The sequence below is a fragment of the Paenibacillus polymyxa genome (assembly GCF_018614975.1).
GTDB lineage: Bacteria > Bacillota > Bacilli > Paenibacillales > Paenibacillaceae > Paenibacillus > Paenibacillus polymyxa_E.
Genome location: NZ_JAGGNR010000010.1, coordinates 131,822 through 155,852, shown reverse-complemented (window position 1 = coordinate 155,852; position 24,031 = coordinate 131,822). Strand labels below are relative to the sequence as shown.

Annotated in this window: 18 protein-coding genes; 7 read left to right on the top strand and 11 right to left on the bottom strand. The window is 50.1% G+C overall.

From position 1 onward, the window contains the following. Positions 1–26: 26 nt before the first annotated feature. Positions 27–674: a GT-D fold domain-containing protein gene (locus J7E78_RS08035; protein WP_285229355.1), complete on the bottom strand. Its 648-nt coding sequence runs from the start codon at positions 672–674 to the stop codon at positions 27–29. A gap of 430 nt (positions 675–1,104) precedes the next feature. Here J7E78_RS08035 and J7E78_RS08030 point away from each other — a divergent pair, with 430 nt between their 5' ends. Beyond that, positions 1,105–1,560: a hypothetical protein gene (locus tag J7E78_RS08030; RefSeq protein WP_215075729.1), complete on the top strand. Its 456-nt coding sequence runs from the start codon at positions 1,105–1,107 to the stop codon at positions 1,558–1,560. On the opposite strand, the gene J7E78_RS08025 is transcribed toward J7E78_RS08030, so the two are convergent. From J7E78_RS08025 to J7E78_RS08010, 4 genes are read right to left on the bottom strand one after another with little or no spacing between them, the layout of a single operon-like run. Then, positions 1,557–2,288, bottom strand: coding sequence for a sugar phosphate nucleotidyltransferase (locus tag J7E78_RS08025; RefSeq protein WP_215075728.1), 732 nt, complete (start codon positions 2,286–2,288; stop codon positions 1,557–1,559). The genes J7E78_RS08030 and J7E78_RS08025 overlap by 4 nt on opposite strands. Further along, positions 2,285–3,058 carry a glycosyltransferase family 2 protein gene (locus tag J7E78_RS08020; protein WP_215075727.1) on the bottom strand — a complete coding sequence of 258 codons (774 nt, stop codon included), beginning with the start codon at positions 3,056–3,058 and terminating at the stop codon, positions 2,285–2,287. The genes J7E78_RS08025 and J7E78_RS08020 overlap by 4 nt, the downstream gene beginning before the upstream one ends. Then, positions 3,055–4,170 (bottom strand): glycosyltransferase family A protein, encoded by a 1,116-nt coding sequence (locus tag J7E78_RS08015; RefSeq protein ID WP_251034898.1) that lies wholly within the window; start codon positions 4,168–4,170, stop codon positions 3,055–3,057. The genes J7E78_RS08020 and J7E78_RS08015 overlap by 4 nt, the downstream gene beginning before the upstream one ends. A 41-nt stretch (positions 4,171–4,211) precedes the next feature. After that, on the bottom strand, positions 4,212–5,177 hold the full coding sequence (locus tag J7E78_RS08010) for a glycosyltransferase family 2 protein (RefSeq protein ID WP_311516960.1): 966 nt from the start codon (positions 5,175–5,177) through the stop codon (positions 4,212–4,214). A 609-nt stretch (positions 5,178–5,786) separates the two neighbouring features. Between J7E78_RS08010 and J7E78_RS08005 the strand changes: the two genes are divergently transcribed. Beyond that, entirely contained in the window at positions 5,787–7,352 is a 1,566-nt protein-coding gene (locus tag J7E78_RS08005) for a M4 family metallopeptidase (protein WP_215075725.1), read from the top strand. 169 nt (positions 7,353–7,521) lie between these two features. On the opposite strand, the gene J7E78_RS08000 is transcribed toward J7E78_RS08005, so the two are convergent. Then, positions 7,522–12,735, bottom strand: a complete 5,214-nt coding sequence (locus tag J7E78_RS08000) for a WIAG-tail domain (RefSeq protein WP_215075724.1) — start codon at positions 12,733–12,735, stop codon at positions 7,522–7,524. A gap of 353 nt (positions 12,736–13,088) precedes the next feature. Between J7E78_RS08000 and J7E78_RS07995 the strand changes: the two genes are divergently transcribed. Both J7E78_RS07995 and asd read left to right on the top strand, forming a co-directional pair. Beyond that, on the top strand, positions 13,089–14,219 hold the full coding sequence (locus J7E78_RS07995) for a YheC/YheD family endospore coat-associated protein (protein WP_215075723.1): 1,131 nt from the start codon (positions 13,089–13,091) through the stop codon (positions 14,217–14,219). Between the two features lie 85 nt (positions 14,220–14,304). After that, positions 14,305–15,096, top strand: coding sequence for an archaetidylserine decarboxylase (asd, locus tag J7E78_RS07990; RefSeq protein WP_062837904.1), 792 nt, complete (start codon positions 14,305–14,307; stop codon positions 15,094–15,096). Between the two features lie 347 nt (positions 15,097–15,443). On the opposite strand, the gene J7E78_RS07985 is transcribed toward asd, so the two are convergent. Both J7E78_RS07985 and pdxR read right to left on the bottom strand, forming a co-directional pair. Continuing rightward, positions 15,444–16,229 carry an AraC family transcriptional regulator gene (locus J7E78_RS07985; protein ID WP_036605807.1) on the bottom strand — a complete coding sequence of 262 codons (786 nt, stop codon included), beginning with the start codon at positions 16,227–16,229 and terminating at the stop codon, positions 15,444–15,446. Between the two features lie 178 nt (positions 16,230–16,407). Continuing rightward, positions 16,408–17,865, bottom strand: coding sequence for a MocR-like pyridoxine biosynthesis transcription factor PdxR (pdxR, locus tag J7E78_RS07980; protein ID WP_215075829.1), 1,458 nt, complete (start codon positions 17,863–17,865; stop codon positions 16,408–16,410). 156 nt (positions 17,866–18,021) lie between these two features. Between pdxR and J7E78_RS07975 the strand changes: the two genes are divergently transcribed. The 3 genes from J7E78_RS07975 (at position 18,022) to J7E78_RS07965 (ending at position 20,486) form a co-directional block, all read left to right on the top strand. Continuing rightward, on the top strand, positions 18,022–18,639 hold the full coding sequence (locus J7E78_RS07975) for a pyridoxamine 5'-phosphate oxidase family protein (protein ID WP_215075722.1): 618 nt from the start codon (positions 18,022–18,024) through the stop codon (positions 18,637–18,639). 123 nt (positions 18,640–18,762) lie between these two features. Then, positions 18,763–20,061 (top strand): aminotransferase class I/II-fold pyridoxal phosphate-dependent enzyme, encoded by a 1,299-nt coding sequence (locus J7E78_RS07970; RefSeq protein WP_215075721.1) that lies wholly within the window; start codon positions 18,763–18,765, stop codon positions 20,059–20,061. A 299-nt stretch (positions 20,062–20,360) separates the two neighbouring features. Continuing rightward, positions 20,361–20,486, top strand: coding sequence for a YjcZ family sporulation protein (locus tag J7E78_RS07965; protein ID WP_215075720.1), 126 nt, complete (start codon positions 20,361–20,363; stop codon positions 20,484–20,486). Between the two features lie 171 nt (positions 20,487–20,657). Here J7E78_RS07965 and J7E78_RS07960 read toward each other — a convergent pair whose 3' ends face one another. Genes J7E78_RS07960 through J7E78_RS07950 form a run of 3 tightly spaced genes read right to left on the bottom strand, consistent with a single transcriptional unit; the run spans position 20,658 to position 24,031 of the window. Next, on the bottom strand, positions 20,658–21,875 hold the full coding sequence (locus J7E78_RS07960) for an ABC transporter permease (RefSeq protein ID WP_215075719.1): 1,218 nt from the start codon (positions 21,873–21,875) through the stop codon (positions 20,658–20,660). Between the two features lie 2 nt (positions 21,876–21,877). Beyond that, positions 21,878–22,630 carry an ABC transporter ATP-binding protein gene (locus tag J7E78_RS07955; RefSeq protein ID WP_215075718.1) on the bottom strand — a complete coding sequence of 251 codons (753 nt, stop codon included), beginning with the start codon at positions 22,628–22,630 and terminating at the stop codon, positions 21,878–21,880. A gap of 27 nt (positions 22,631–22,657) precedes the next feature. Next, the gene (locus J7E78_RS07950) at positions 22,658–24,031 is read right to left on the bottom strand and encodes a DEAD/DEAH box helicase (protein WP_215075717.1); all 1,374 of its coding nucleotides are present in this window, start codon (positions 24,029–24,031) and stop codon (positions 22,658–22,660) included.

Here is a 24,031-nt window from a genome sequence, read left to right as displayed (position 1 = left end):
CACATGACCAGCCCCCGGACGGTCCACTAGAGTTGAAGCTCTCCTGTTACCAGTTTGTCAGCCAAATGTCCAAAATCCAGAGCGACCTTGCCGAGCTCACCTGCAATCCGCCGACACAGAATGACCGCCGGAATTCCCGCTGCCACCAACGCGATATCAAAAGCATGTTCTGCGGTTTGCTGCATCACCCTCGGAATATCCATGACTCCCGCCACAGAACCAATGATGCCTGTGACATGAATCCCCCTGTTTTGCAGCAGTGCCGCAAGCTCTGGTGCCTGGCTGCCTATGAGCAGAACCCGCCGTCCTTGCAGCAAGGGCAACACCAGGCCGGACTGATGCAGACTGTAATTGATCGTGGAACTGGTCAATTTCAGCCGGGACCAGTCGATCCCGAAGTGACGCAATACCGGGAATAACAGCCCCTGGAATGTGGGCGCCCGCGAGATCGGCACGCCAACCCAGTCGGCGGCCCGTATGGCTTCCGCAAGCATCGCGCGGATGTCTGGCGTTGAGCATGGCACCCCTGCATAGGGCAGAAACGGTGCCAGCTCCTGCACTTCCTGGCCTGGCAGCACTGTATCGGCTGCCAGCGTGAGCAGTTCGCCATCTCCGAGGCGAACGACAGACAAGGGGCGCTGCGCATCCAGCGCCGCCATGATGTGTCCAGCCATCTCATGCGGGCTGGACAGCCGGGCCAGGCTGGGCGCATATTGGCGGAATCCCGCCGCGATGAGATCTGCCGCCGCCACGGCAGGCAGAATGTGATCCGGCGGGATGTGCTGCGCCACCAGCGCCTCCCCACCGGCGAATACGCCGTCGCGGTAGCCCTCGGCGTAGCCGCCGGGCACGGCCTCCGCCTGCACTGCGTGCTCCGCGGGCGGAGGCGGCAAGCCCTTCGCACCGGCAGCGCCTCCCCGCCCAGCGGGGGCAACACCCTTCGGGTGTGTCGCCTGGCGCGGGGCGGGGCCAGCACCGCTGGCAGGCATCGCCTGTGGCGTGCTGGCTTGCGGTGCTGGCATGGGCGCACGGCGCATCGCCGTGCGCTGCTTGGCGCGGGCAGCGGCACGCCGGCCCCGCGCTGGTGCCGGCCTGCGCCCAGCAGTGGCCTGGCGCAGACCGGCTTTGCCTTTGCCGGTGCGGCTGGTTCTTGCCGCTTTGCTCGCGCTCGCACGGCCAGCTTTGCCTGCCCTGCCAACAACACTGCCCGTGCTGCTCGCTTTGCCTGCACGGACCTTATGCGCTGCGCCTGCAGATGTACCCCCTTTGTTCAGGGTACTCCGTTTCCCTGACTTCACACCTCTGACTCCAGCAGACCCTGTACCTGCTGCCGGAGTGCCCCTGCCCATAAATACGGCCGGGTGGATGCCCCGGGGCTTACCCGACACGGAGGCCCTAACAGCCCCGGTGCGTGTCACTACTCTCACGCCATTCCCTCCTTTGGCAATGCACGAGGATTGTCGCTGCGCAAAGCGCCGGAGCATCCTTCCAGCTCCGGCGCAGAGTGTTCTGCTCCCATGGGGCACCGCACAGCGGCAGCATCAGTCGCATATATTTTAGGGTAACTGTCCTTTCATGCGGACAGCAGCTTCCTGGAGCGAATCAAATGTACCTGCATCACTCCAGTATTTCTGCAAAACATCGTATTCCAGTCCGCCAGCAGACGCGTAGTGATTATTCACATCCGTAATTTCAAGTTCTCCACGCGCAGACGGCGCAATGTTGCGAATCAGGTTAAATACATGATCGTCATACATGTATATGCCCGTCACACAATAAGAGGTTTTCGGCTGGCTTGGCTTCTCCTCAATGTACGAGATTCGCTCTGGATGCTTTGGATCAAAAACAGGCACCCCGTAACGTCTTGCATCATCCACCTCTTTGAGCAGAACTCGCGCTGTACCAGCAGGCTGCTGCATGTAACGGTCCACATAAGGCTTCAGATCATCGCTGAAGAGATTATCTCCGAGAAGCACAACGAATTTTTCGCCAGGAAGAATAAAGGAAGTTGCCAGATCCAATGCTTCCGCAATCCCGCCTGCCTTTTCCTGAATGCGATAAGTCAACTTGACCCCATGATCCGCTCCGCCACCAAGATACTCTGTATATAACCCGGCGGAATGTTTGTTGATCACAATCAATAGATCATCAATGCCTGCCTGGCGGAGCCTGTCGATGCCATACATAATCATCGGATGTTTACCGACTGGAAGCAGATGTTTATTAATGAGCCGGGTCAGCGGATACAGTCTAGTTCCTGTTCCGCCGGCAAGAATTACACCTTTCATTCCACGTTCCCTCCTTCATCGGATATGTCCATATATTCAAGCGGATCGACATGCCATTTGTTCATAAAAATCGAACGATTACGCTCAAGCAGCTGTTTCCACGCTACCGGATCTGTCTTCTGGAAGCTGGCACTTCCCTGATGATGCACGAGAACATCTCCACATACCAGCAAGCGATATCCCTGCAATCTTGCTCTATAACAATAATCGTCATCCTCATAGTGTCCCGGAGAATATGCCTCGTCAAGCAGTCCAACCGATTCGACTACATTTCGTTTTATCAGCATGCACAGACCAACGATCCGGCGTACTTCCCTCCACCTTGAAGAATCCGCAACATTATTGGAATTGGCCAACTCCTGAAAATGTTCCATATCCCGAAACGCCAGTTCAATCTGCTGGATGCCGCTTGCATAATTCGTAACAGGACCCGTGATCCCAATACTTGCGTCACTGTACAGAGCCGTTCGCAGGTTCTCCAGCCAACGTGGCGTGACCGTAACATCATTGTTCAACAGCAACAGCTCATCCCCGCAAGCTGCACGAAGTCCAGCGTTACACGCTGCCGGAAACCCCCGATTGTCCGGGAACCTTACAAATCGAATTCGTTCTCGCGCACAATATTCAGCCGTTCCATCCGTCGAGCCGTTGTCTACCACGATAATTTCATATGACGCAGGATCGCCTGAGTATTGACGTATGGCATCGATGCAGGGCCTGATCAGATCCAGACCATTGTAAGTTGGGATAATTATACTCGTCAGTGTCATCTGGCGTTCCTCCTGTAAGCCACTTCTACACGGGAGAGTGTATGTGTCTGGGCTGGATTCCAACCTGTACCCAGCAATGTAGCCAGTGCCTCCAGATGATCTCCGATGATCAATTTGGCGACATCATTCCCACTTCCCGTGTTACCAGGACGCAACCGATTGGAACGAATAACATCCACCTGACTTGGTGCCGAGACGTTCATTCCATGCTGAATAGCTAAACTTTGTGCCTTAGGTGGAACGGTCAGTGATGCTGGTTTCACGGTCTGAATCATACGACGAGACAAGGCATGGGGCACGGCTGTCATGGAATTGGAACCAAGATCTGCCCTGCCTAACGTTCGGTTCAGATATGCTTTGATCCGGCTTACCTCATCCTGCCCTGCAAACGCAGGAAGCAAAGACGTCAGATTATTCAACGCCACATCCTGTCCCCGATCAACCGCGAACAGAAAGGGTGCAAGCTGTTCAGCCGAGACGACCATATCTCCATCCACAAAAAGTACCGTCTCCGCATCCGTCATCTTGGCTCCAAGTGCCCTGCCCACATCATGTCCTGCCCGATCAGGTTCATAGACTACTATAAGTCCCGGCTGACTTAGTACCTGCTTCAAACTGTCATCTGTCGTTCCATTCAGTACCACAATAATATCCGTCAGAGGCAACCGCTTTAGTTGCAATAACACCTGCCCCAGTGTGTGTTCCTCATTACAGGCACAGACAACGGCAGCAGCCGAATGACGAAAAGGTAGCGGCACGATCTGGAATGAATGTCCCGAGGCATGAGCATAACCCTGCATAAATGCCTTACCTGCTTTCAGGGTTAGCTCGAAGTTGCTTAGCTCCGCAACGTTCGCCGCGTGTGCATTCCATACGAGACGTGCATGTTTTTCTGATACTGTGTTGTTCGCCTTTGCCTCGCTTCCTGCAACTTGCCCCGCTTTCCACATCAAGTGCAGATTTACTTGGCCAGACTTTGATCGGCTTCTTCTTGTTTGTTTAATATCTACATGCTTCTTGTTCCTAGGACGCTTGTTAATTCCTGTTCTTCCTGCTGTCGTTTGTCTATTTGTTGTCCGCCTGCGGCGGACAACCCCTGACCGTCCCTTCATTTCCTCACCTCCAGCATGCTGCATCATCCGATGCGACATGCTTACCTCGCCAGGTTGCGAACACGTTTCAGATCGGTATAACCTCCGCGGGGACCGAGCGTATCCGTAATCCACTTGATCGCTGCCATATGATCATTCAGTACCACTTGACTTAGCGGATCAGGTCCGCTTCGCTTCTTGATTCGTACTGCATTCATTCTACCCACAGGTACGTGATGAACAGCGCGTACCCGAAGTCCACCGATCACTGCCTTGGCTTGTGCGAGTGGCGGAACTTCCAGTGAGGATATTCCCATGACCTCAAGTCCTTTTCGGCTTATTGCATGTGGAATAGCTGTCATGGATGCCCCCCGGAGATCAGATCTTGCGAGTATGCTGTTCAACATGTGTTTGGCCTCCACTACCGGATGAACGGGATGATGAGTGACCGGCCCATGGTAATCGTTAAGCGCCACATCCGTTCCCTTCAGCACAGCCTTCACGTAAGGCGCAAGGTGCTCTGCGGGAATGGCGATATCTGCATCAGTAAACAGCAATACCTGACCACCGGCCGACTCTGCGCCTACTTTTCGTCCTCCATCATGTCCCAGCGCTTCTGTATACGTGAGCACTCGTGCTCCAGCCCGTTTGGCTGCGTGAGCCGTACCGTCTGTTGAACCATTCACAACGACAAGCACTTCAGCATCACGGCATATCCGCAGCGCTTCACGTACAACTGCACCAATCGTTTTCTCCTCATTCATAGCAGGGATAATGACCGAGAGCACCGGTCCCTGAGAAACATCCCTGTGTGAAGGAGCATCACTCATGCCATTTTCCGCTCCATTCTCTACTCCATCCTTAGCCTGTGGCATCAGCTGTCTGGACGGAATAACGAACGTATAGGCCTTTGTACCCTTTTTGTGTCCAGACTTCCATCTTCGTTTCTTCAGCACTGTTTTTCTTCGTGTCACATTGGATCGGGTTGCATAACGTGCTGTGGTACGGGTTTTGCGCAACAGTTTCACCTCCCGCATTCAATCATCGGCATGCCAAGGGAGTACACGTTATTCTATGTATTCGTGGAGCAGTGGAAACGGCGTTTGTCCTTGCACTAAGCAGGTTCTCCCTGTGAACACAAGGGGACAGGCCTTGCTTTTAGACAAAATACGTCAAAATATGTGAAAAACGCTACCTCTCCCCTACTTCAGACACAATTTTAAAAAAAATTTAAAATTGCATCTTTTCCAAAGTTTTACACTGTGATAATATACGTTCCAAGCAGTTTTATTTACAAAAATAACCTCGTGGTGAACGTAAGTTCCCATATATTTTTAAATCAATTTATTGACCTTAGGTTGATTAGATGATGACCTCATTCACAGAACCTGTTAAGCAGATACATATTACTCTTGAGAGGAGTGATGCCGTTCAGATCACACTGCCTTTGTCGTTTACGCAAACCCGGATTGAACACCCCAGTTTTCCGTGAACGTATCTTCTACCTGCGCAATTGGACAACCCCCGGCGGTTCAGCCCCACGCTCCGCGCTGCCCAAGTTGCAGACGGAATTCCAACCGAGACTGGCATGAACATTTTCCAACCAAAAAATAAGTTTAAGAATGGGAGAGTTTACTATGAAATTTGCCAAAGTTATGCCAACAATTCTTGGAGGAGCTCTTTTGCTCGCTTCCGTATCCTCTGCTACTGCAGCTCCAGTGTCTGATCAATCCATTCCACTTCAGGCCCCTTATGCCTCTGAGGAGGGTATTCCATTGAACAGTGGAACAGATGACACCATCTTTAATTACCTTGGACAGCAGGAACAATTCCTGAATTCCGATGTGAAATCCCAACTCAAAATTGTCAAAAGAAACACAGACACATCTGGCGTAAGACACTTCCGCCTGAAACAGTATATTAAAGGTATCCCGGTTTATGGTGCAGAACAGACGGTTCACCTGGACAAAACCGGAGCCGTGAGTTCCGCACTTGGCGATCTTCCACCGATTGAAGAGCAGGCCATTCCGAATGATGGTGTAGCCGAGATCAGCGGAGAAGACGCGATCCAGATTGCAACCGAAGAAGCAACCTCCCGGATTGGAGAGCTTGGTGCCGCGGAAATCACACCTCAAGCTGAATTGAACATCTATCATCATGAAGAAGATGGTCAGACGTATCTGGTTTACATTACGGAAGTAAACGTACTGGAACCTGCCCCTCTACGGACCAAATATTTCATTAACGCAGTGGATGGCAGTATCGTATCCCAGTTTGACCTCATTAACTTCGCTACTGGAACAGGTACAGGTGTGCTTGGAGATACCAAAACCCTGACAACCACCCAATCCGGCAGCACCTTCCAACTGAAAGACACCACTCGCGGCAATGGCATCCAAACGTACACGGCGAACAATGGCTCCTTCCTGCCTGGTAGCTTGCTCACGGATTCGGATAATGTATGGACCGATCGCGCAGGTGTAGATGCTCACGCTCATGCGGCTGCTACGTATGATTTCTACAAAAACAAATTCAACCGTAACGGTATTAATGGTAACGGATTGTTGATCAGATCAACCGTGCACTACGGCTCCAATTATAATAACGCCTTCTGGAACGGGGCACAGATTGTCTTTGGTGACGGAGATGGAACAACGTTCCGATCCCTGTCTGGTGATCTGGATGTTGTGGGTCATGAATTGACGCATGGTGTTATTGAATACACAGCCGATCTGGAATATCGCAATGAGCCAGGTGCACTTAACGAAGCCTTTGCCGATATTTTCGGTAATACGATCCAAAGCAAAAACTGGCTGCTCGGGGATGATATCTACACACCTAACATTCCAGGAGATGCGCTGCGCTCCCTCTCCAACCCTACATTGTATGGTCAACCTGACAAATACAGCGATCGCTACACAGGCTCACAGGACAACGGCGGTGTCCATATCAACAGTGGTATCATCAACAAAGCTTACTACCTTGCCGCTCAAGGCGGAACACATAATGGTGTAACTGTTACCGGAATCGGCCGGGATAAAGCGATCCAGATTTTCTACAGCACACTGGTGAACTACCTGACACCAACGTCCAAATTTGCCGCTGCCAAAACAGCTACCATTCAAGCAGCCAAAGATCTGTACGGAGCAACTTCCGCTGAAGCTACTGCTATTACCAAAGCGTATCAAGCTGTAGGTCTGTAAAATTTATTTTATTGTGGTTGAACTTATAATGTATTCATCATAATGGTAACGAAACGTTCAGACACCCCTCACCGTCCGAACGGATTAAGCTTAGATCAACCAAAAGCGGTGTCCCGGACAACTCTGGACACCGCTTTTGTCATTTGTGTATTACTGATACAATCCTGCACTATCCTTGTGAGGGTCCCGCAGCAATCCATGACAACAACCCGTACGTATGCTTGCAATCTGCCGTACGCGACACCTCAAGTACCGCTTCATCCTCACTCTGTGAGAGCAGGGAAATCTGGAATCCCCGATCATTGCTCATGCCCACAATCACATAATGTTCTGAAGCAAATGATTCTTCAAAAACAACGGTTACCTCTGTGCATACTTCACTCTCTGGCAGTAAAAAAGCTTCCATCCCGAATTGTTGTACAACCGGTTGTTGGCTTACGCTGCGAACGGGTTGGAAGGCCAGATGTTTGGTCTGAACTGCCCCCGATTGCAACTGGCTGCTGCCCACGGCATCATCACACAGATGCTCCTGTTTAATCGATTGTTCACTTAACATAAACTCCGTAGTTCCAGCGATCTCCGGTGACCGTTCAAGCTGTGGTTGCTGAGCCTGATCTTCCTGATCTTCCTGCTCTGCCTGTTCTGTCGTGAACAAAGCTGCAGGTGGTTCTCCAAGCTGATCTGTTTGGGATATCAGCTCTTGTCGTTGCTCCAGACCAGCACTCGGTAATGCCTCGACGATTGCCTGCTGTGATTGCTGTACACCCTCATTTTCTGGTTGAAGCAATCCCTCTTGTCTTTTGATAGCTGCCAGTTGCTCCAGCGTTTCTCCACTGAACTGACGAATCGCATTCCATATCTCTTCGCTCAAATGCGCTGGACCTACAATCCCCGCATTCAAATGATTAGAGGTAATACTCTGCTCACTCAGTTTACTGCCGTTCACGCTGCCATCGGCCAATTTGGCACTTGTGACGGACCCATTTTGCAGATGAACCCCGCTTACTGCTTCCTCTTCCAGGTGAGTTGTGCGAATACTGCGTTCTTGAATATGATCGGCAAGAATGGTTCCATCCTGAATATGACGAGATTGCACACTTTTGTCTGCCATGTGGATAGCCGATACCGCACCCTCAAGCAATTTATTACCGTTTACACTGCCGTCAGCCATTTTGGCACTTGTTATGGAACCATTGTGCAGGTGAATCGCACTTACCGATTCCGCTTTGAGGTGGGAGATCCCAATGCTTCGCTCTTGAATATGGTCAGCATGTATGGCTCTCTCCTGGATATGATGGGATTGCACACTTCCATTGGCAATATGGACATCCGACACCGCATCTTCAAGCAGTTTGCTGCTGCTCACACTGCCATCCGCCAGTTTGGCACTCGTTACGGACCCATTTTGCAGATGAACCGCACTTATTGCTTCCTCCTCCAGATGGGACGTACCAATGCTTTGCTCCTGAATATGATCAGCAAGGATCGCTCCTGCCTGGATATGGCGAGTTTGCACACTTTCCGATGCGATATGGCTCCCCAATACAGCATCTTCGAGCAATTTGCTGCCGCTAATGCTACCGTCAGCCAATTTGGCACTTGTGACGGACCCATTTTGCAGATGAACCGCACTTACGGCTTCCTCTTCCAGATGGGCTGTGCTTATGCTTCGCTCCTGAATATGGTCAGAATGGATGGACCCTTCCTGAATATGCCCGGATTGTACACTTTCCGATGCAATATGAATCCCGGATACCGTACCTTCGAGTAACTTGCTGCCAGTTATACTGCCATCCGCCAGTTTGGCACTCGTTACAGATCCATTTTGCAAATGAATGGCACTTACCGACTCCTCTTCCAAATGTACTGTGCCGATGCTCCGCTCTTGAATATGATCAGCAAGGATTGTTCCCTCTTGAATATGACGGGATTGCACACTATCGTCTGCAATGTGGCTATCCGATACTGCACCTTCAAGCAGCTTGCTGCCGGTTACACTGCCGTCGGCCAACTTGGTACTTGTTACAGATCCATTTTGCAGATGAATGGCACTTACTGCTTCCTGTTCCAAGTGGAGCATGCCGATGCTGTGCTCCTGAATATGGTCAGCAAGGATTGTTCCTGCCTGGATATGGCGGGATTGCACACTTTCAGAGGCGATATGGATTCCCGACACCGCATCTTCGATCAACTTGCTGCCGGTTACACTGCCGTCGGCCAGTTTGGCACTGATGACAGACCCATTTTGCAGGTGAATCGCACTTACGGCTTCCTCCTCCAGATGGGTTGTGCCGATGCTCCGCTCCTGAATATGGTCAGCATGAATAGCCCCTGCCTGAATATGCCCGGTTTGCACACTTTCGGACGCAATATGAACCCCCGATACGGTTCCTTCAAGCAATTTGCTGCCGTTGATACTGCCATCCGCCAGTTTGGCACTTGTTACAGATCCATTTTGCAAATGAACTGCACTTACAGACTCCTCATCCAGATGAACTGAGCCAATACTGCACTCTTGAATATGATCAGCAAGGATTGCTCCTTCTTGGATATGACGGGTTTGCACACTTTCATTGGCAATGTGAGTAGCCGATACGGTTCCTGCGGCTAATTTGCTGCCATCCACACTTCCCGTTGCTAGTTTGGAGCGTGTTACAGATTCATCCTGCAATATAATCGTACTTACCGCTTCTTCTTCCAGATGAGATGTTCCGATGCTGCGTTCATGGATATGATGAGGGAGAATTTCACCATCTTGAATATGACGGGAATGCACCGCTCCTTGCTGCAGGTGAACAGCACTTGTGGACTCTGCCTGAAGATGCAAACCACTGATCAAACCTGGCTGAAGGTGAGCCGCTGTAATGGATAAAGGTGCCAGATGGTCTGTTTCAACAGATCCAGGTGCCAAGTGATGTGATGTGACCACCTGTTCAGCAATATGCTCCTCATGAATGATGTCTGCCTTCAGATGCTGTGAGCTCACGACTTGAGTTCCCAAATGGTCAGATTTCACGCTGCCTTCAGCCAGATGGACGGATTGTACAACGGATGGCTGCAAGTGCTCACTACCTACAGCAGCCTGTTGTAGTTCTGTCCCCGATACCGAGTCTGCTGTCAAATGGTCCGCACTTATGGACCCATGCCGAAGTTTGTTGCCCGTAATACTGCCATCAGCAAATAATTCCGGTGAGCGTACTTCTTCCGACAAATGTTCCAGGGAAACGGCATGCTGCTTCAGGTGATACCCGCGAATGGTTCCTGCTGGAATATGTTTGGCGTTAATGCTCTCTGCCATAATCTTGGAAGAAGTCACGCTGCCGTCTGCCAGTTTAGCTGACGTGACAGCAAAATCCGCGAGTTTATCTGTTGCAACACTCTCTGGTGAAAGCTTGGGGGAGGTAACCGCATGATCTGTCAGATGAGGCGGAAAAACGGACCCGTCCGCCAGCTGAGCTGAAGTTACACTATCAAGAGCCAATTTGTCTGTTGTGACCGCGGCCCGTGCAATCGCATCCGTTTCAACACTACCCGGCTGGAGATGAGGTACACCTACGGCATGTTCTGTCAGATGTTCCGATTTCACTGCATAAGGTCTCAGGGCCTCGGAACCCACGCTGCCTGGTGCCAGATGTGTACCTGTGACTCCACCACTCGCAAGATGCGAGGATATAACACTTCCCGGAGCAAGCGCTCTGCTACTCACCGATGCCGTTCCAAGCTTATTTGTTGTCACACTTTCATCCGCGAGCTTGACGTCTGTAACAGCAGCATCCTGCAATTCATACGTACCCACTGCCGACTCTGCAAGATGACGCTCACACACCACGTCGTCAGCGAGAGCGTCTCCGGACACACTTCCGGCAGATAGATGAGTTGCCTCGATGCTTCCACTTGCAATGTGAATGGAGTGTATTGCGGAATTGTCCACATGTACCGGCGTGATACCCCGATTCGTAATGTGTTCCGCACGAATGGCCCCTTTGGCAAGATGTTTACCCTGTACGGCTTCATCCGCAATTTTGGAAGAAATGACGCTCTGGTCAGAAATCTTGGTTGCCGTAATGGACTGCTCCAGCAATTTTGCTGTTCCCACAGACTGGTCTGCCAGTTTGCTGCTGGTTACTGCACCTTCCGCCAAATGCTCACTGCCCACTTCTCCATTGCCAATCTGCCCCTTGCCAACGGAATGAGCGCGAAGCTGGCTTGAACCGATTGAACCGTCCAGTAGATGTCTTCCACTTAGTGAACCCTCAGCTAAATGTCTTGTTTGTATGGATCCATCCTCTATCTGGTCACTTCCAATACTGCCAATTAATAGTTGTGAACGACCAACAGACCCTTCTGCCAGATGTGTCTGTTTAACAGCACCTGCCTGAATATGGTGAGACTCGATGGATAGTTCTTCGATTTTGCTGCCTGTGACAGCAGCTTCACGAATTTTGGATGTAGTCACTGCATCATCAGCCAGTTTGGAGGTATTTACAGCTCCTCCCGTGAGATGCCTTGTATCCACGCCGCTAATCGCGATCTTGTCTCCAGTTACGGCAAAATTCTTGATTAATTCTTCCGTTACCAGCATGCGGCTGAGATGTCTTGTGCCGATGGAGCCGTCGGCAATTTTGGCCGAATCGATGACCTGGTCGCCAAGCTTCTGCGAAGTAATACTGCCATCTCTGATTTTTTCACCAGCAATAGAAGCATTGCGTAATTTTTGACCGGACACAGAGCCGTCAATCAAGTGCTCCTCGGATACAGATGCTTCCGCAAGTTTCGCGGAAACAATGGCCCCGTCTGCAATGTGAATGCTGGTCACCGCATAATCTTGCAATGCTTCACTACCGACCGCATCCGGTTTCAGCTTGGAGGCATCCACAGAGAAAGGAGCCAACTTGCTCTCCGTAACAGCAAATTCACTCAAGTCGTCTGTGTAGATGTAGTGTCCGGTATGACCCGGCATCTGGTTTTGGTTCAGAATCTGCAGCCGGTCCTTGCTTGTTATCTCCTGCTTGTTGATGTCCTGCCCTTCTTCCAGAGCAAGCGGAGCCAAGCTGCTAACCTGAATCTGCTTTTCCGAACTATCTTGTGTCTCAACTTCCTTGCGTTCAGACTCTACGGGTTCCAGCTTGATTTTGGCTTCGGTCTCTAGCTCTTCCAGCTCGTTCGTTGAAGCAGGTAGCTCCGTTGATTCGAATAGGAATTCTTCCGACTCCTGAACAGCCCTCGAATCCCTTTTATTCGCATTCAAACGTTCTTCCCTATTCACAGTGAAACCTGAGTTCATCTTGTCTGCCCGGCGATCAGTCAGTTCCAATTCCTTGAATTTCGGGCTCACATGCCGCAGTTTCGGCGTCGGAACCTTCTTTTTGCCATTTTTACTCATGCAGCTTGCTCCTTCCTCTAACGTTCGTCTCCGGCATCATATGCTTCCATATAGGCATCTGCCACTTCAATTATGACTTTTGCGGATTCCAGAGCACGAATGTACAGGCGTAAAGGCAGGAAGGTTTGATGATCTTCGTGGAAATAGGCGTGTCATGGCTGCAGAGGAAAGGCGGCTGTCCACGCCCCCGTCCCAGTCATGTCATAGGATATTATGTCTGAGCAAGCACTAGTGCATGGCTATGCATACACACACCGGTCTGCGTTATCGCGATGTCTGAGCCATGCGGTGACAGGCCGGCATTCCATGAATGGACGATCCATGGTCGCGATAACATCGAAGGAGGAACGGTCATGCTCCAAGAAACGATCGGCATTATGTTCGATTCACGCATGTACCGGGGGATACCGGCCGGAAGGACCGGTCAGGAATCACTCGCGAATTATGAACAGGCAGCGGCCAGTTATGGATTAACCCCCTGCTTTTTGAGGCTGGAAGATATTGATTCGGATCAAAAAACATGTCTTGCCTATGTAAAAAAAGAAGGCAGATATGTTCGCGAGCGCATGCCACTGCCCTCCGTCATTCATAACCGATCACTCCAGCTTCGCCGGACGGAACAGCATCAGATCACCAAGCTGATGTTGCAGGGTATCCAGGTATTCAACGTTCGTAACCGGTACCGTAAAGATCACATTCATGACATGCTTCATCAGGACCTCGCCTTGCGGGAACACCTGCCCCATGCAGTTAAAGCTACGCCAGAGTCTCTGGCCCATATGATGGAACAATATGATGACCTCGTCATCAAACCATGCAGCGGTAGCATCGGTCATGGTATTATGCGAGTCTTTGAGCGAGATGGACAGTGGAAGCTAACCTGTGAGACGAAGGCTGCACGCAAAGGATGGGCTACCTTCCGATTGAGCAATGGACAGCTTCCTTCTGCCACCCTAAGGCGGATCTTTCGCCATGCCTACCTCATTGAAGAGCGTATCCCACTGGTACGTTATGAGGGCAGGCCGGTAGATTTGCGGGTATCTGTACAACGTGGCAGCGATGGTCTTTGGGGAATAACAGGCATGTTTGCCAAAGCGGCTCCTGCCCATACGTTTGTCACCAACATCGCCCAGGGCGGTAAAGTCATGAGGCTCGCGGAGGCCCTTGGATTAGGAGAAGCTGGCTTCGACCTGGCTCGACTGGAATACAGAATCGGACTCGTTGCACTTCGAATTGCCCAGAACCTGGCGGCCAGTCTGCCACATCTGGCTGATCTGGGCCTTGATCTCGGGATAACGCGCAGCGGCCAGATCTATTTTATTGAATGCAATGGACGGGATCAGCGTTACGGTTTTCGCAAGGCGGGAATGTCGGAACACTGGAAGGCAACGTACAGTAAACCGATGGCCTATGGCCGACTTCTACTGGAACAGAATTCGAGAATTCCGAGACAACCGCAGACATACGATAGGAGATCATATTGATTTCGTGTGCATTCTGTGTCAATATTATGCAGAACGGCCGGTCTTGCCGGCCTTGAAGTTCGCATTAACCCTAAGGGGGATATTCATGGCAAAAACGCTGTTGCGATTAATGACCGAGCTTTCTTCGCGCAAATGGATCTCCCGGACCGTGGGAGCCTTCTCCAAAAGCCGGGGAAGTAAGGCATTTATCCCTTATTTTGTCCGGACCTACGACATCCCTGTTCAGGAGGCCGAGAAAGACTGGAAGGAATACCGTTCACTGAACGATTTCTTTACCCGCAAATTAAAGCCGGGCATGCGCCCGTTGGAACTTTCAGAGCATGCACTGATCAGCCCGGTAGATGCCAAGATTACGGCAGCCGGTCCAATATCTGCAGGGACACTCCTGAATGTTAAGGGACAAAATTATACACTTGCTGAATTATTAAACCATTCTCCCCATCTGGAGAAGTACAAGCACGGGTACGGGTTCGTCCTCTATCTCAGCCCTCGCGACTATCACCGCATTCATGCACCTGTCAGCGGCCGCAAAATAGAGAGCGAACACATCAAGGGCAAAGTTTATCCCGTGAATGATTTTGGCCTGACCCATATGAGATCCGTGCTTAGTCGTAACGAACGGCTCATTACGTATATCGCACATGATTACGGTGAAGTGGCGGTTGTCAAAGTAGGTGCGATGAACGTGAGTAGCATACAATATGCTGATACGGACACAAGTACCTGGGCACAAGGCGATGATCTGGCCTATTTTGAATTCGGTTCCACCGTTGTTCTGCTGACGCAGAGTGGTACATTCGAACCGAAACCAGGCTTACAGCCAGGTGATTCGGTCAAAATGGGTGCATTGCTTGGTCGTTTAAAACCAAAGAACTAGTTGGTCCATATGCAAATAAAGAGGATGGCGCAGCACCTGTAACCAGGTATTGTGCCATCCTCTTTATGCCTTCATATTCATCCATGTATACATGCAATACGAAGCTTCGCTCCGTCGTTATTGGTCTGCTGAGTTCTCCTCAAAACCACACATCTTGCAAGTCCTCTGCCGGTTTGAAGCGACGCAGACGGTTCCGGAAAATATTACATCCCTTCGTAGAGCATCCCCGGTTGCGGACCCGACGTTTTCCGTTCATCACAAGTTCCCCCTTTTGGTCATCTGGAATGCTAGATGATTACCCTTACGTTCCAGACATGAAACGTTGTCATGTTCTTCCCATCAGAATTTTAACGAATCTCGGACGGGCTTTTGCCGGTATACTGCTTGAACTGACGACTGAAGAAGAAAATATCCCGGTACCCCAGAGCATCCGCCACTTCGGTCACATTCATGCCGGTATGCACCAGCAGATGTTCCGCCCGTTCAATACGCATGCGAATAATATACGATTGCACCGATGATCCAACCAGTTCCTTGAACTTGATTGAGAAGTATCGAGGCGATAAGCCAGCCCGGGCAGCCAGATCTTCCACCCGATGCGTAATTCCCGGATGCTGACGCACATAATTGGCGACCTCCTGGATCACATCGGACAACTGGTTGCTTACCTTTTTCTCCACAGGTTCTTCCGTATCGGCGCGCAGCAAATGAATCATCAATTGCTTCAGAATCAATCGGCTCTCTTCATCACGTCCGTACACATCCGATAAGAACAGTCTTACATAACGTGCCAGCAAATGCTCAAACTCCACCGTTTCCTGTACCTCGCGATAAGACTGGGGAACGTCAGCAACAGGCACGTCCACATCAAAATGAATATACGTAAGTACCAACGGTTTTTGCTTATTATGTGTTGCAGTAGGATGATCTCCTGGCCTGAACAAAAAACAACTACCCTTGCCAACTTCATACGACTGGTCATTCAGTACAAGCGTTCCTTCACCACTCCATACATAAAATAAATCATAGTTTTGCATCGGTTTTTCCCGTTTCTGCCACTTCCAGCCCGGTTCACAGACAATTTTGGCGACAGCGGGCAAAATAACAAATGATGACGGCGATGCCTGCAGCATGTCGCCACTCCCCCTTGATAGTTAATCTCTCTGCATATGGCATCCTTCTGATCTGAATCTCACTTCTTCAATCCAGGCCATATGTATTTCAGTATCTTGCATCATTCAATACAACTTGCTCATATATAATCTCTTCTCCGACAGGAGCGAAATGTCTTATCCCATTATACAGCGGAATTCACCGAAACGAAAATGTGCACTTCTCCCAGGCTAACCGCATTCGTCGTATACCCTCCGCTATCTCTTCTTTCTCCAGATGTGCAAAGCCAAAACAGACCGCCGGATGAGCTGGAGTCAGCCGATATCGCTCTGCATCACGAAACAGTATCCCATCCTCCTGAGCAAGCTTTTTAAATCGATGATAACTGTCCACATCGCCATTCCAGGTAGCATAGATATGCAGTCCTGCATCACCAAGCTGCATATCGAATGCTTCCGGCAACTGTAGTTCCATCTCTCGGACAAAAAAATCATGCCGTTCCCCGTATAACCGGGTTAACCGCCGTAAGTGCCTCAGGTAACCACCTCTGGACATAAATTTTGCCAGTGCGCGCTGCTCTAACAGCGCCGGAGGTACCGGTTCATACAGCGCCTTGGCGGCAAGGAGAGGTTCTACCAGACTAGGTGGCAGTACGGCATAGCCAAGTCGGAACGAAGCAACCATCGTTTGTGAGAATGAACCGACATAGATGACGCGCTGTTCACGATCAAGCACTTTGAGGGGTTCAATGGGTCTTCCGCCCCATCGAAATTCACTGTCATAATCATCTTCGATGATGACCGCATTCCGCTTTGAGGCCCACGCAAGCAAGGTACGTCTTCTATCCAGCCCCAATACGGCCCCTGTTGGAAACTGCCGGGTAGGGGTGACAAATAACGTCTGTGCCTCCCAAGGCTGAGGAATAATGCCTGCGGCATCCACCTCTGCAGGGATGATATATCCCCCAAAGGACTTGACGGCATGGCCGATGCCCGGATACCCCGGATTCTCCAATACAACTGCTGTATTCTCCGTAATCAGCAATTGAGAAAGCAAGGTGATGCCTTGCATTGAACCACTGAACAATACAATCTGAGAGGGTTCAGCCTGGATACCACGTGTCCATCTGAGATGGGAGGCGATGGCCTCACGCAGCTCCGGATCACCAGCTACACCACTAGATTCTCGCCAACCACTGCGATGAACTGCAGCGAGTGCACTCTTCCACTCCCCTAGCGGAAAATGTTCTGCAGGCATGCGCTGCATTTGAAAATTAATGACAGACGGCTTCGGTGAAGACATCTGAGTTCGCAAGACTTCATGTTGCGTATTCAACATCTGCACTCGTTCACCCCAGGGAGACAACTTGAGAACGGCTTCCTGTTTTTCATTTTCCTGTGTGGATAATGTTTCGGTTACAAATGTACCTCTCCCCCGATGTGCATGAACATAACCATCCGCAAGCAGCATGTCGTATACCTGAGCTACCGAACCACGTGACATCTCATACTGCTTTGCCAACTCACGGGTGGAAGGAAGCCGCGTGCCTCCCACCAATGTGCCTGCATGAATGGCATCACGTAACGCATGGTACAATGCCTCATACTTGTATCGATGCTGAAGCTCATAGGTATCCATGGGCAGCCACAATTCCATCATGCACCTCTCTTCATTTGTCTTCATCTGTGATCCCCGACTAATTGGCCTACTAAAGTGAATGTAAATTGGATCTATTTCATTGTCAATGTATGAACTATTGTTATCCATAAGATATGGCGCTTTATTATACATTTCAATGATGGGGGAATACACATGAGACGGAAAGAATTCACAGTAGATGAAGAACAGGAAATTACCGCATTTCTGGATCAGTGCTCCTTCGGTTTTCTGGGAACAGTCAGTCCGGACGGACAACCACGGGTTACACCACTGAATTTTGTCTATATGGACGGTTGCTTTTATTTCCACGGCAGTCTGGCTGGCGAGAAGATGAAACAGATTAAACAGGATTCGTCCGTCAGTTTCACGGTAGCTGAAGAGTTCTCCCTGATTCCATCCTATTTCAGTGATCCTGAGCTTGCTTGTCCGGCGACTTCTTTCTTCAAAAGTGTCATGGCCTTCGGTCAGGCTGAATCGGTTAAGGATCTCAATATCAAAGGTAAGGTATTGCAACGATTCATGGAGAAACTCCAGCCGCAAGGCGGATATGTACCCATTGACGCTACTGACTCGCGTTACACAGGAAACCTCAAAGCTGTAGCTGTTGTGAGAATCGTCCCAGAACGAATCAGCGCCAAGTTTAAATTTGGACAAAATTGGTCTATCGATCGCTTGGATCATGTCCGTGGTGAACTGGAACAGCGCAATGAGGGACGAGATGCCGAAACCGCAGCAATGATGCGGAAATACTGTCCATTTCATCAGCAATAAACCCTCTGCAACAACGCGGTAAAGCGATATAACTGTCATGTTGCGTAATTTCCGTGACGGGGGCATGTCAAGGTGATATAATGTTAGGCAGTTGAATCACAAAGACTTGGAAGGATGAAAAGAATGAATCCACTGGCTGAACAGTTGAACGAAAGTATTCAGACAGGCAGCAGTCACGTCTACTCCATGCTGTCACAGCTTGGCAAAGAAATTTATTTTCCTAAAGAGGGGATTTTGAGTCAATCTGCTGAAGCAGCAAGCTTGGCCAAGACCCATAATGCCACGATTGGTATCGCCCTGGAGGGTGGTGTGCCGATGCATCTTCAGGTTATTCAGGAGAAGCTGTCTGCATTCCAGCCAAAGGATCTGTATCCTTACGCTCCTCCTGCAGGCAAACCTGAATTGCGGACCGTCTGGAGAGACAAGATGCTGAAGGAAACACCTTCTCTGGAAGGCAAAACGTTTGGCAATCCGATTGTAACCAATGCATTAACCCATGGACTAAGTATCGTAGCCGACCTGTTCGCCGATGAAGGGGACGCTGTCATATATCCGGATAAAAACTGGGAAAATTACGAGCTGACCTTCGGAATTCGTCGTCATGGCCAGTTGGTTCACTATCCCCTGTTCGATGATCAGTTGAACTTCAACAGTGATGGTCTGCTTCAGGCTTTGCTGGATCAAAAGGACAAAGGTAAAGCGATTGTTCTGCTCAACTTCCCGAATAACCCTACAGGTTATACGCCTGGAGCCGAAGAAGCAGATGCTATTGTGAACACGATTCGTCAGGCAGCTGAAGCCGGCGTTAACGTGGTTGCTGTAACAGATGATGCGTACTTCGGGCTGTTCTTCGAAGATTCCATTCATGAGTCCCTGTTTGGCAAACTTGCCAACATTCATCCACGTGTGTTGACTGTAAAAGTGGATGGTGCAACCAAGGAGGAGTTCGTATGGGGCTTCCGCGTTGGATTCATTACGTATGCCCATGAAGATGCAGCCGTTCTGCATGCATTGGAACAAAAAACACTTGGTATTATCCGGGCAACGATCTCCAGTGGCCCGCATCCTTCCCAGACTTTTGTACTGGATGCGCTCAAAGCACCGGAATTTGAAGCACAGAAACAGGAGAAGTTCGAGATTATGAAAGGCCGCGCCAATAAGGTAAAAGCCATTCTCGATAGCGGCAAGTATGAAGATGCATGGGACTATTATCCGTTCAACTCCGGTTACTTCATGTGCCTGAAGCTGAAAGAAGTTGGCGCTGAAGAACTTCGAAGCCATTTGCTGCACAAATATGGTGTGGGTACAATCGCGCTGGGTGAATCGGATCTGCGAATCGCCTTCTCCTGTATTGAAGAATCCGGATTGGAAGATCTGTATGAAACCATCTATCGTGGAGTTCAGGATCTGCGGACGACTTAGTTAAAATATCGCAACAAAGTTACAACAATCTCAGTAGCTCAGGGGAAACAGGATCATGTCTGTGCCCTGAATGATATAAGAACCCTTTGTATACCGGTGACGTTGCAAGTCTCCAGATATACAAAGGGTTCTTTTGGTGTTTACAATTTGCCAGATATCACTACCTCACTCGGACAGCTGCCCAAAAGCTTTAATTTCTGGCTTTACCAGGCATCGGCCCAATCAGCCTAAACCCATTGCACATAATATACGATGTACGCAAGGGCGTGCCAAACAAACCACTCGAAAGGGGAATGACCATGTCTGGAGTTGAAGATACAAGAAGCGGTTATGGATGCGGCGGTTACGGAGGTTTTACGAACACAGGTGCCATTCTCGTTCTGTTCATCTTGCTCGTCATTATCACTAAATCATTCCTCTGTTAGTACTAAATACACAGACATGCGCGGGAACCAAGTGATCTGAGTACAACATGAAGACGGGTATTCCGGGACACAGCTCGGAATACCCGTCTTTGTTGTTTGTATAATAATGATCACCGTCCAACTCGAACCAACATCTGGGCTGGCGAGAAGTACGTAGGTTCGATCGATTGTTTACTCGTCTTCTTCTTCCTTCAACCATTTGTTGCCTTGCGAACGCCGCATGATCACAATCACCAGTATACCCAAAATAAGTGCTACTCCGGTGACATTCAGTCCACTTGTTCCGGCAGCCAGCATAGGCAACCACATGAGCAATGCAGCCAGTGCATGTAGATGGAATATGAATCCCAACACCTGAGAACGACGACTCTCACCCGAGATCGGATAGATCATGATCCAGAACGATTCACTATGACTGCGACGTAGCGCACCTAACTGAACACCTGCAAGCAACAGGAAGAACAGATACACGCCTACACCAAAGTAGCTGCCTGCTGTCCACCAGGATAGTAACATGCCAAGTACATTTAGCCGTAACACGATTGAGAACACTTCGGTTCGAATAAACGTTTTGGTTATCAGGTAACGGTAAGCTTTCCCCGCATTCCAGGGAAGAGCGTTCCCCCATTTGCTAAGCCAGCGTCGAGAACTTACTTTCTGTCCGGATGAAGGCACATCCACAAACCAGCCGAGCGTCCGCATGACTCTGCCAGCCTGCCCCTGCTCCACCTGAATCAGTCGTTCCCACGCTACCCGATGTTTCACTGGTATACGCAAGGCGACGATGTATACAACAGCCAGTAACGACAGGAACCATACGCTTCGCTGCGGTGGTTGCCATAACCAGGCGCCAACCGCCAGCACAGCCAGTGCCCATCGCAAGAGACGGTATCCTCTTGTCGCGCCGACCTGAACCATTCTTAGCTCTTGCCATGCTCCATAACTGGACAGCCCTTTCCACAGCAGCAGGAATACGATGAACCAGCCAAATGGGCGTGCATCCAGATCTGCTCTGACATAGAGCGGCCACAATGTAACAAACACAAGTAACAGGCCCAGACTTTTATAGATAATGCCACGGGCAAAGCTGTTCTTCAAATATTCCTGCATCCGGTATTCCTGTGGTCGCAGGAACACAATATCTGCCGGAAGCAGATATGTACGATAACTGCTAAACAGCACCAGTGGTGCCAGCAGCAGCAATGCAATCCAGCGAATCGGAAATTCCGCCGGAATGTTCTGAACAAACGATGTATACCAGGCGGAGAACGCAATGACGAGAAATAAAAAGACCATAGCTACACCGCTCTGGATCACATAACCCAGATAAGGAAGAATTCCGTTCCAGAATCCTGCGCGTCTTTGCTTCCATAGCAGCTTGAGATCCATGCTCAATCCCTGCCTTGTACGAGGGAATAGAACATGTGCTCCAGCGTGGCATCCGATTCCCCGAATTGGGCGCGCAGTTCATTCAGCGTCCCTTGAGCAATAACCTGCCCACGGTGCAGAACGATAAAACGGTCACAGTAATTTTCAATCGTGGACAGAATGTGTGAACTGAGCAGGATGGATGATCCCGAAGCTTTCATCTCCAGCATAAAATCAAGCAAAGAGCGAATACCGAGCGGGTCCAGTCCCAGGAAAGGCTCATCAATGATGTACAGTGGTGGTCCGGCCACAAAAGCACACATGATCATGACCTTTTGCCTCATCCCCTTGGACAGGTGAGTCGACAGACTTGTACTTTTCTCATTCATACGGAACAGTTCCAGCAGTTTTTCCGTACGTTGCTTGAAATCAGCCTCCGACACATTGTACGCTCTTGCCGTAAACTCCAGATGCTCCATCACCGTCATCTCATCATACAGTTCGGGTGATTCCGGTACAAATGCCATAGCCGATTGGTAGATCTGCGCATCCTCGTCCCGCTTCTTGCCCATCACTCGCACTTCGCCCTGTTGAGGTGTCATCAAGCCGAGGATATGTTTCATGGTTGTACTTTTGCCAGCACCGTTTAAGCCGATTAGACCGACCATCTCTCCACGTCCAACTTCCAGATCGATGCCGTGAAGGACCGGCCGTTTGGCACTATAACCTCCGCTTAACCCGCTGATTTGCAGAACAGGCGATTGAACGTTTTTCATCTATCCCTGCACCCCTTTCGTCAGATTCTATTCTTCGGAGCGTGGCGTTTTATCTTTACTCCACTTGGGTGCTCCTTTGTTTTTACGATCCTGGTCGCGCTCCGAGCGGCCTGTATTGCCCGTTGGTTTGCTACCCGCTGGACGCGAACTGGAGATTGTAGCTCTGGTTCCCCCATTACGATTGCCCTGACCTGGTTTGCGATCTCTGGATTGCCCTGGTTTTCTGGAGAACGAATGTCCCTCAGGCCGCGTGTCCGGACGCGGATCAGCCTCCAGTACTTTACCACCAAAGAGTACACGTTCTGACAGTTCAATTCCGAGTTCGCGTGCGAATTTACGCATAATAAAGATCTGTGTTTCATCCACAATGGACAAAACGATACCCGAGCGTCCCATCCGGCCTGTACGACCTGCACGGTGAACATAGTGCTCCGAGTCAAAGGCAGGGTCATAGTTAATGACCATTGGCAAGCCTTCGATATCCAGACCTCTGGCAGCGACTTCGCTGGCGATCAGCAATTGGAGTTTGCCATTACGGAAGGCAGACAATACGTTACTGCGGGTCACTTTGTCAGCATCCCCATACAGCGCAGCAGCAGACAAGCCCAGGTGATTCATTTTTGCTTCAACTTCACCAATATCTTCGGTTGCATTCACAAATACGATTGCCCGATCCGGATTGTACTGTCTAACCAGACGACGCAGCATGTCAATTTTGTTACGGTTCTCTTCTACAAAATAATAATGCTCAAGGCCCGCAGCCGTAGCTCGATCCGGTTCAATCCCAATCTGAACAGGCTCTTTCATCTCACGCTTTGCGAGTCCAGCCGTATGCTCATCAATAGTTGCTGACAGGAAGATCAGCTGACGGTCCCGCAATGCGCTCTTAAGTACAAAGTTCACGTCACTTACGCCGCCAAGCTGGAATACCTGATCCGCTTCATCAATGACAATGGTAGAGACGTTGTGCATTTTCAGTTTTTTGAGTGTAATCAATTCCTTCAGTCGTCCCGGTGTACCCACAACCAATTGTGGATGCTCACGCAGCTTCTCGATCTGACGTTTAGCCGCTGCGCCACCAATCAGACCCAATACGCCGATCTTACGTTCTTCCGCATAACGCTGCGCTTCACGTACAATTTGCATCGCCAGCTCTTGTGTAGGTGCAATAATGAGTTTCTGCGTACCTTTGATATCCATTTTGATGGATTGTAACAGTGGCAGCAGATATGCCAGCGTTTTCCCTGTTCCCGTCTGGGATTTGGATACAACATCCCGGCCTTCCAAAATAACCGGGATCGTCTGAGCCTGTACAGGTGAAGGTTCGTTAATGCCATGTTTCGCCAAAACGGCCTCCAGATCCTGTTCCACGCCAATTGAAGCAAATGTTTGATTCGTCAT

What these genes read in the sequence shown, in the direction of transcription:
- J7E78_RS08035 (WP_285229355.1), bottom strand. Translation starts at nt 674, where the DNA reads ATGGCTGGACACATCATGGCGGCGCTGGATGCGCAGCGCCCCTTGTCT.
- J7E78_RS08025 (WP_215075728.1), bottom strand. Translation starts at nt 2,288, where the DNA reads ATGAAAGGTGTAATTCTTGCCGGCGGAACAGGAACTAGACTGTATCCG.
- J7E78_RS08020 (WP_215075727.1), bottom strand. Translation starts at nt 3,058, where the DNA reads ATGACACTGACGAGTATAATTATCCCAACTTACAATGGTCTGGATCTG.
- J7E78_RS08015 (WP_251034898.1), bottom strand. Translation starts at nt 4,170, where the DNA reads ATGAAGGGACGGTCAGGGGTTGTCCGCCGCAGGCGGACAACAAATAGA.
- J7E78_RS08005 (WP_215075725.1), top strand. Translation starts at nt 5,787, where the DNA reads ATGAAATTTGCCAAAGTTATGCCAACAATTCTTGGAGGAGCTCTTTTG.
- J7E78_RS08000 (WP_215075724.1), bottom strand. Translation starts at nt 12,735, where the DNA reads ATGAGTAAAAATGGCAAAAAGAAGGTTCCGACGCCGAAACTGCGGCAT.
- J7E78_RS07995 (WP_215075723.1), top strand. Translation starts at nt 13,089, where the DNA reads ATGCTCCAAGAAACGATCGGCATTATGTTCGATTCACGCATGTACCGG.
- asd (WP_062837904.1), top strand. Translation starts at nt 14,305, where the DNA reads ATGGCAAAAACGCTGTTGCGATTAATGACCGAGCTTTCTTCGCGCAAA.
- J7E78_RS07985 (WP_036605807.1), bottom strand. Translation starts at nt 16,229, where the DNA reads ATGCTGCAGGCATCGCCGTCATCATTTGTTATTTTGCCCGCTGTCGCC.
- pdxR (WP_215075829.1), bottom strand. Translation starts at nt 17,865, where the DNA reads ATGGAATTGTGGCTGCCCATGGATACCTATGAGCTTCAGCATCGATAC.
- J7E78_RS07975 (WP_215075722.1), top strand. Translation starts at nt 18,022, where the DNA reads ATGAGACGGAAAGAATTCACAGTAGATGAAGAACAGGAAATTACCGCA.
- J7E78_RS07970 (WP_215075721.1), top strand. Translation starts at nt 18,763, where the DNA reads ATGAATCCACTGGCTGAACAGTTGAACGAAAGTATTCAGACAGGCAGC.
- J7E78_RS07965 (WP_215075720.1), top strand. Translation starts at nt 20,361, where the DNA reads ATGTCTGGAGTTGAAGATACAAGAAGCGGTTATGGATGCGGCGGTTAC.
- J7E78_RS07960 (WP_215075719.1), bottom strand. Translation starts at nt 21,875, where the DNA reads ATGGATCTCAAGCTGCTATGGAAGCAAAGACGCGCAGGATTCTGGAAC.
- J7E78_RS07955 (WP_215075718.1), bottom strand. Translation starts at nt 22,630, where the DNA reads ATGAAAAACGTTCAATCGCCTGTTCTGCAAATCAGCGGGTTAAGCGGA.
- J7E78_RS07950 (WP_215075717.1), bottom strand. Translation starts at nt 24,031, where the DNA reads ATGACGAATCAAACATTTGCTTCAATTGGCGTGGAACAGGATCTGGAG.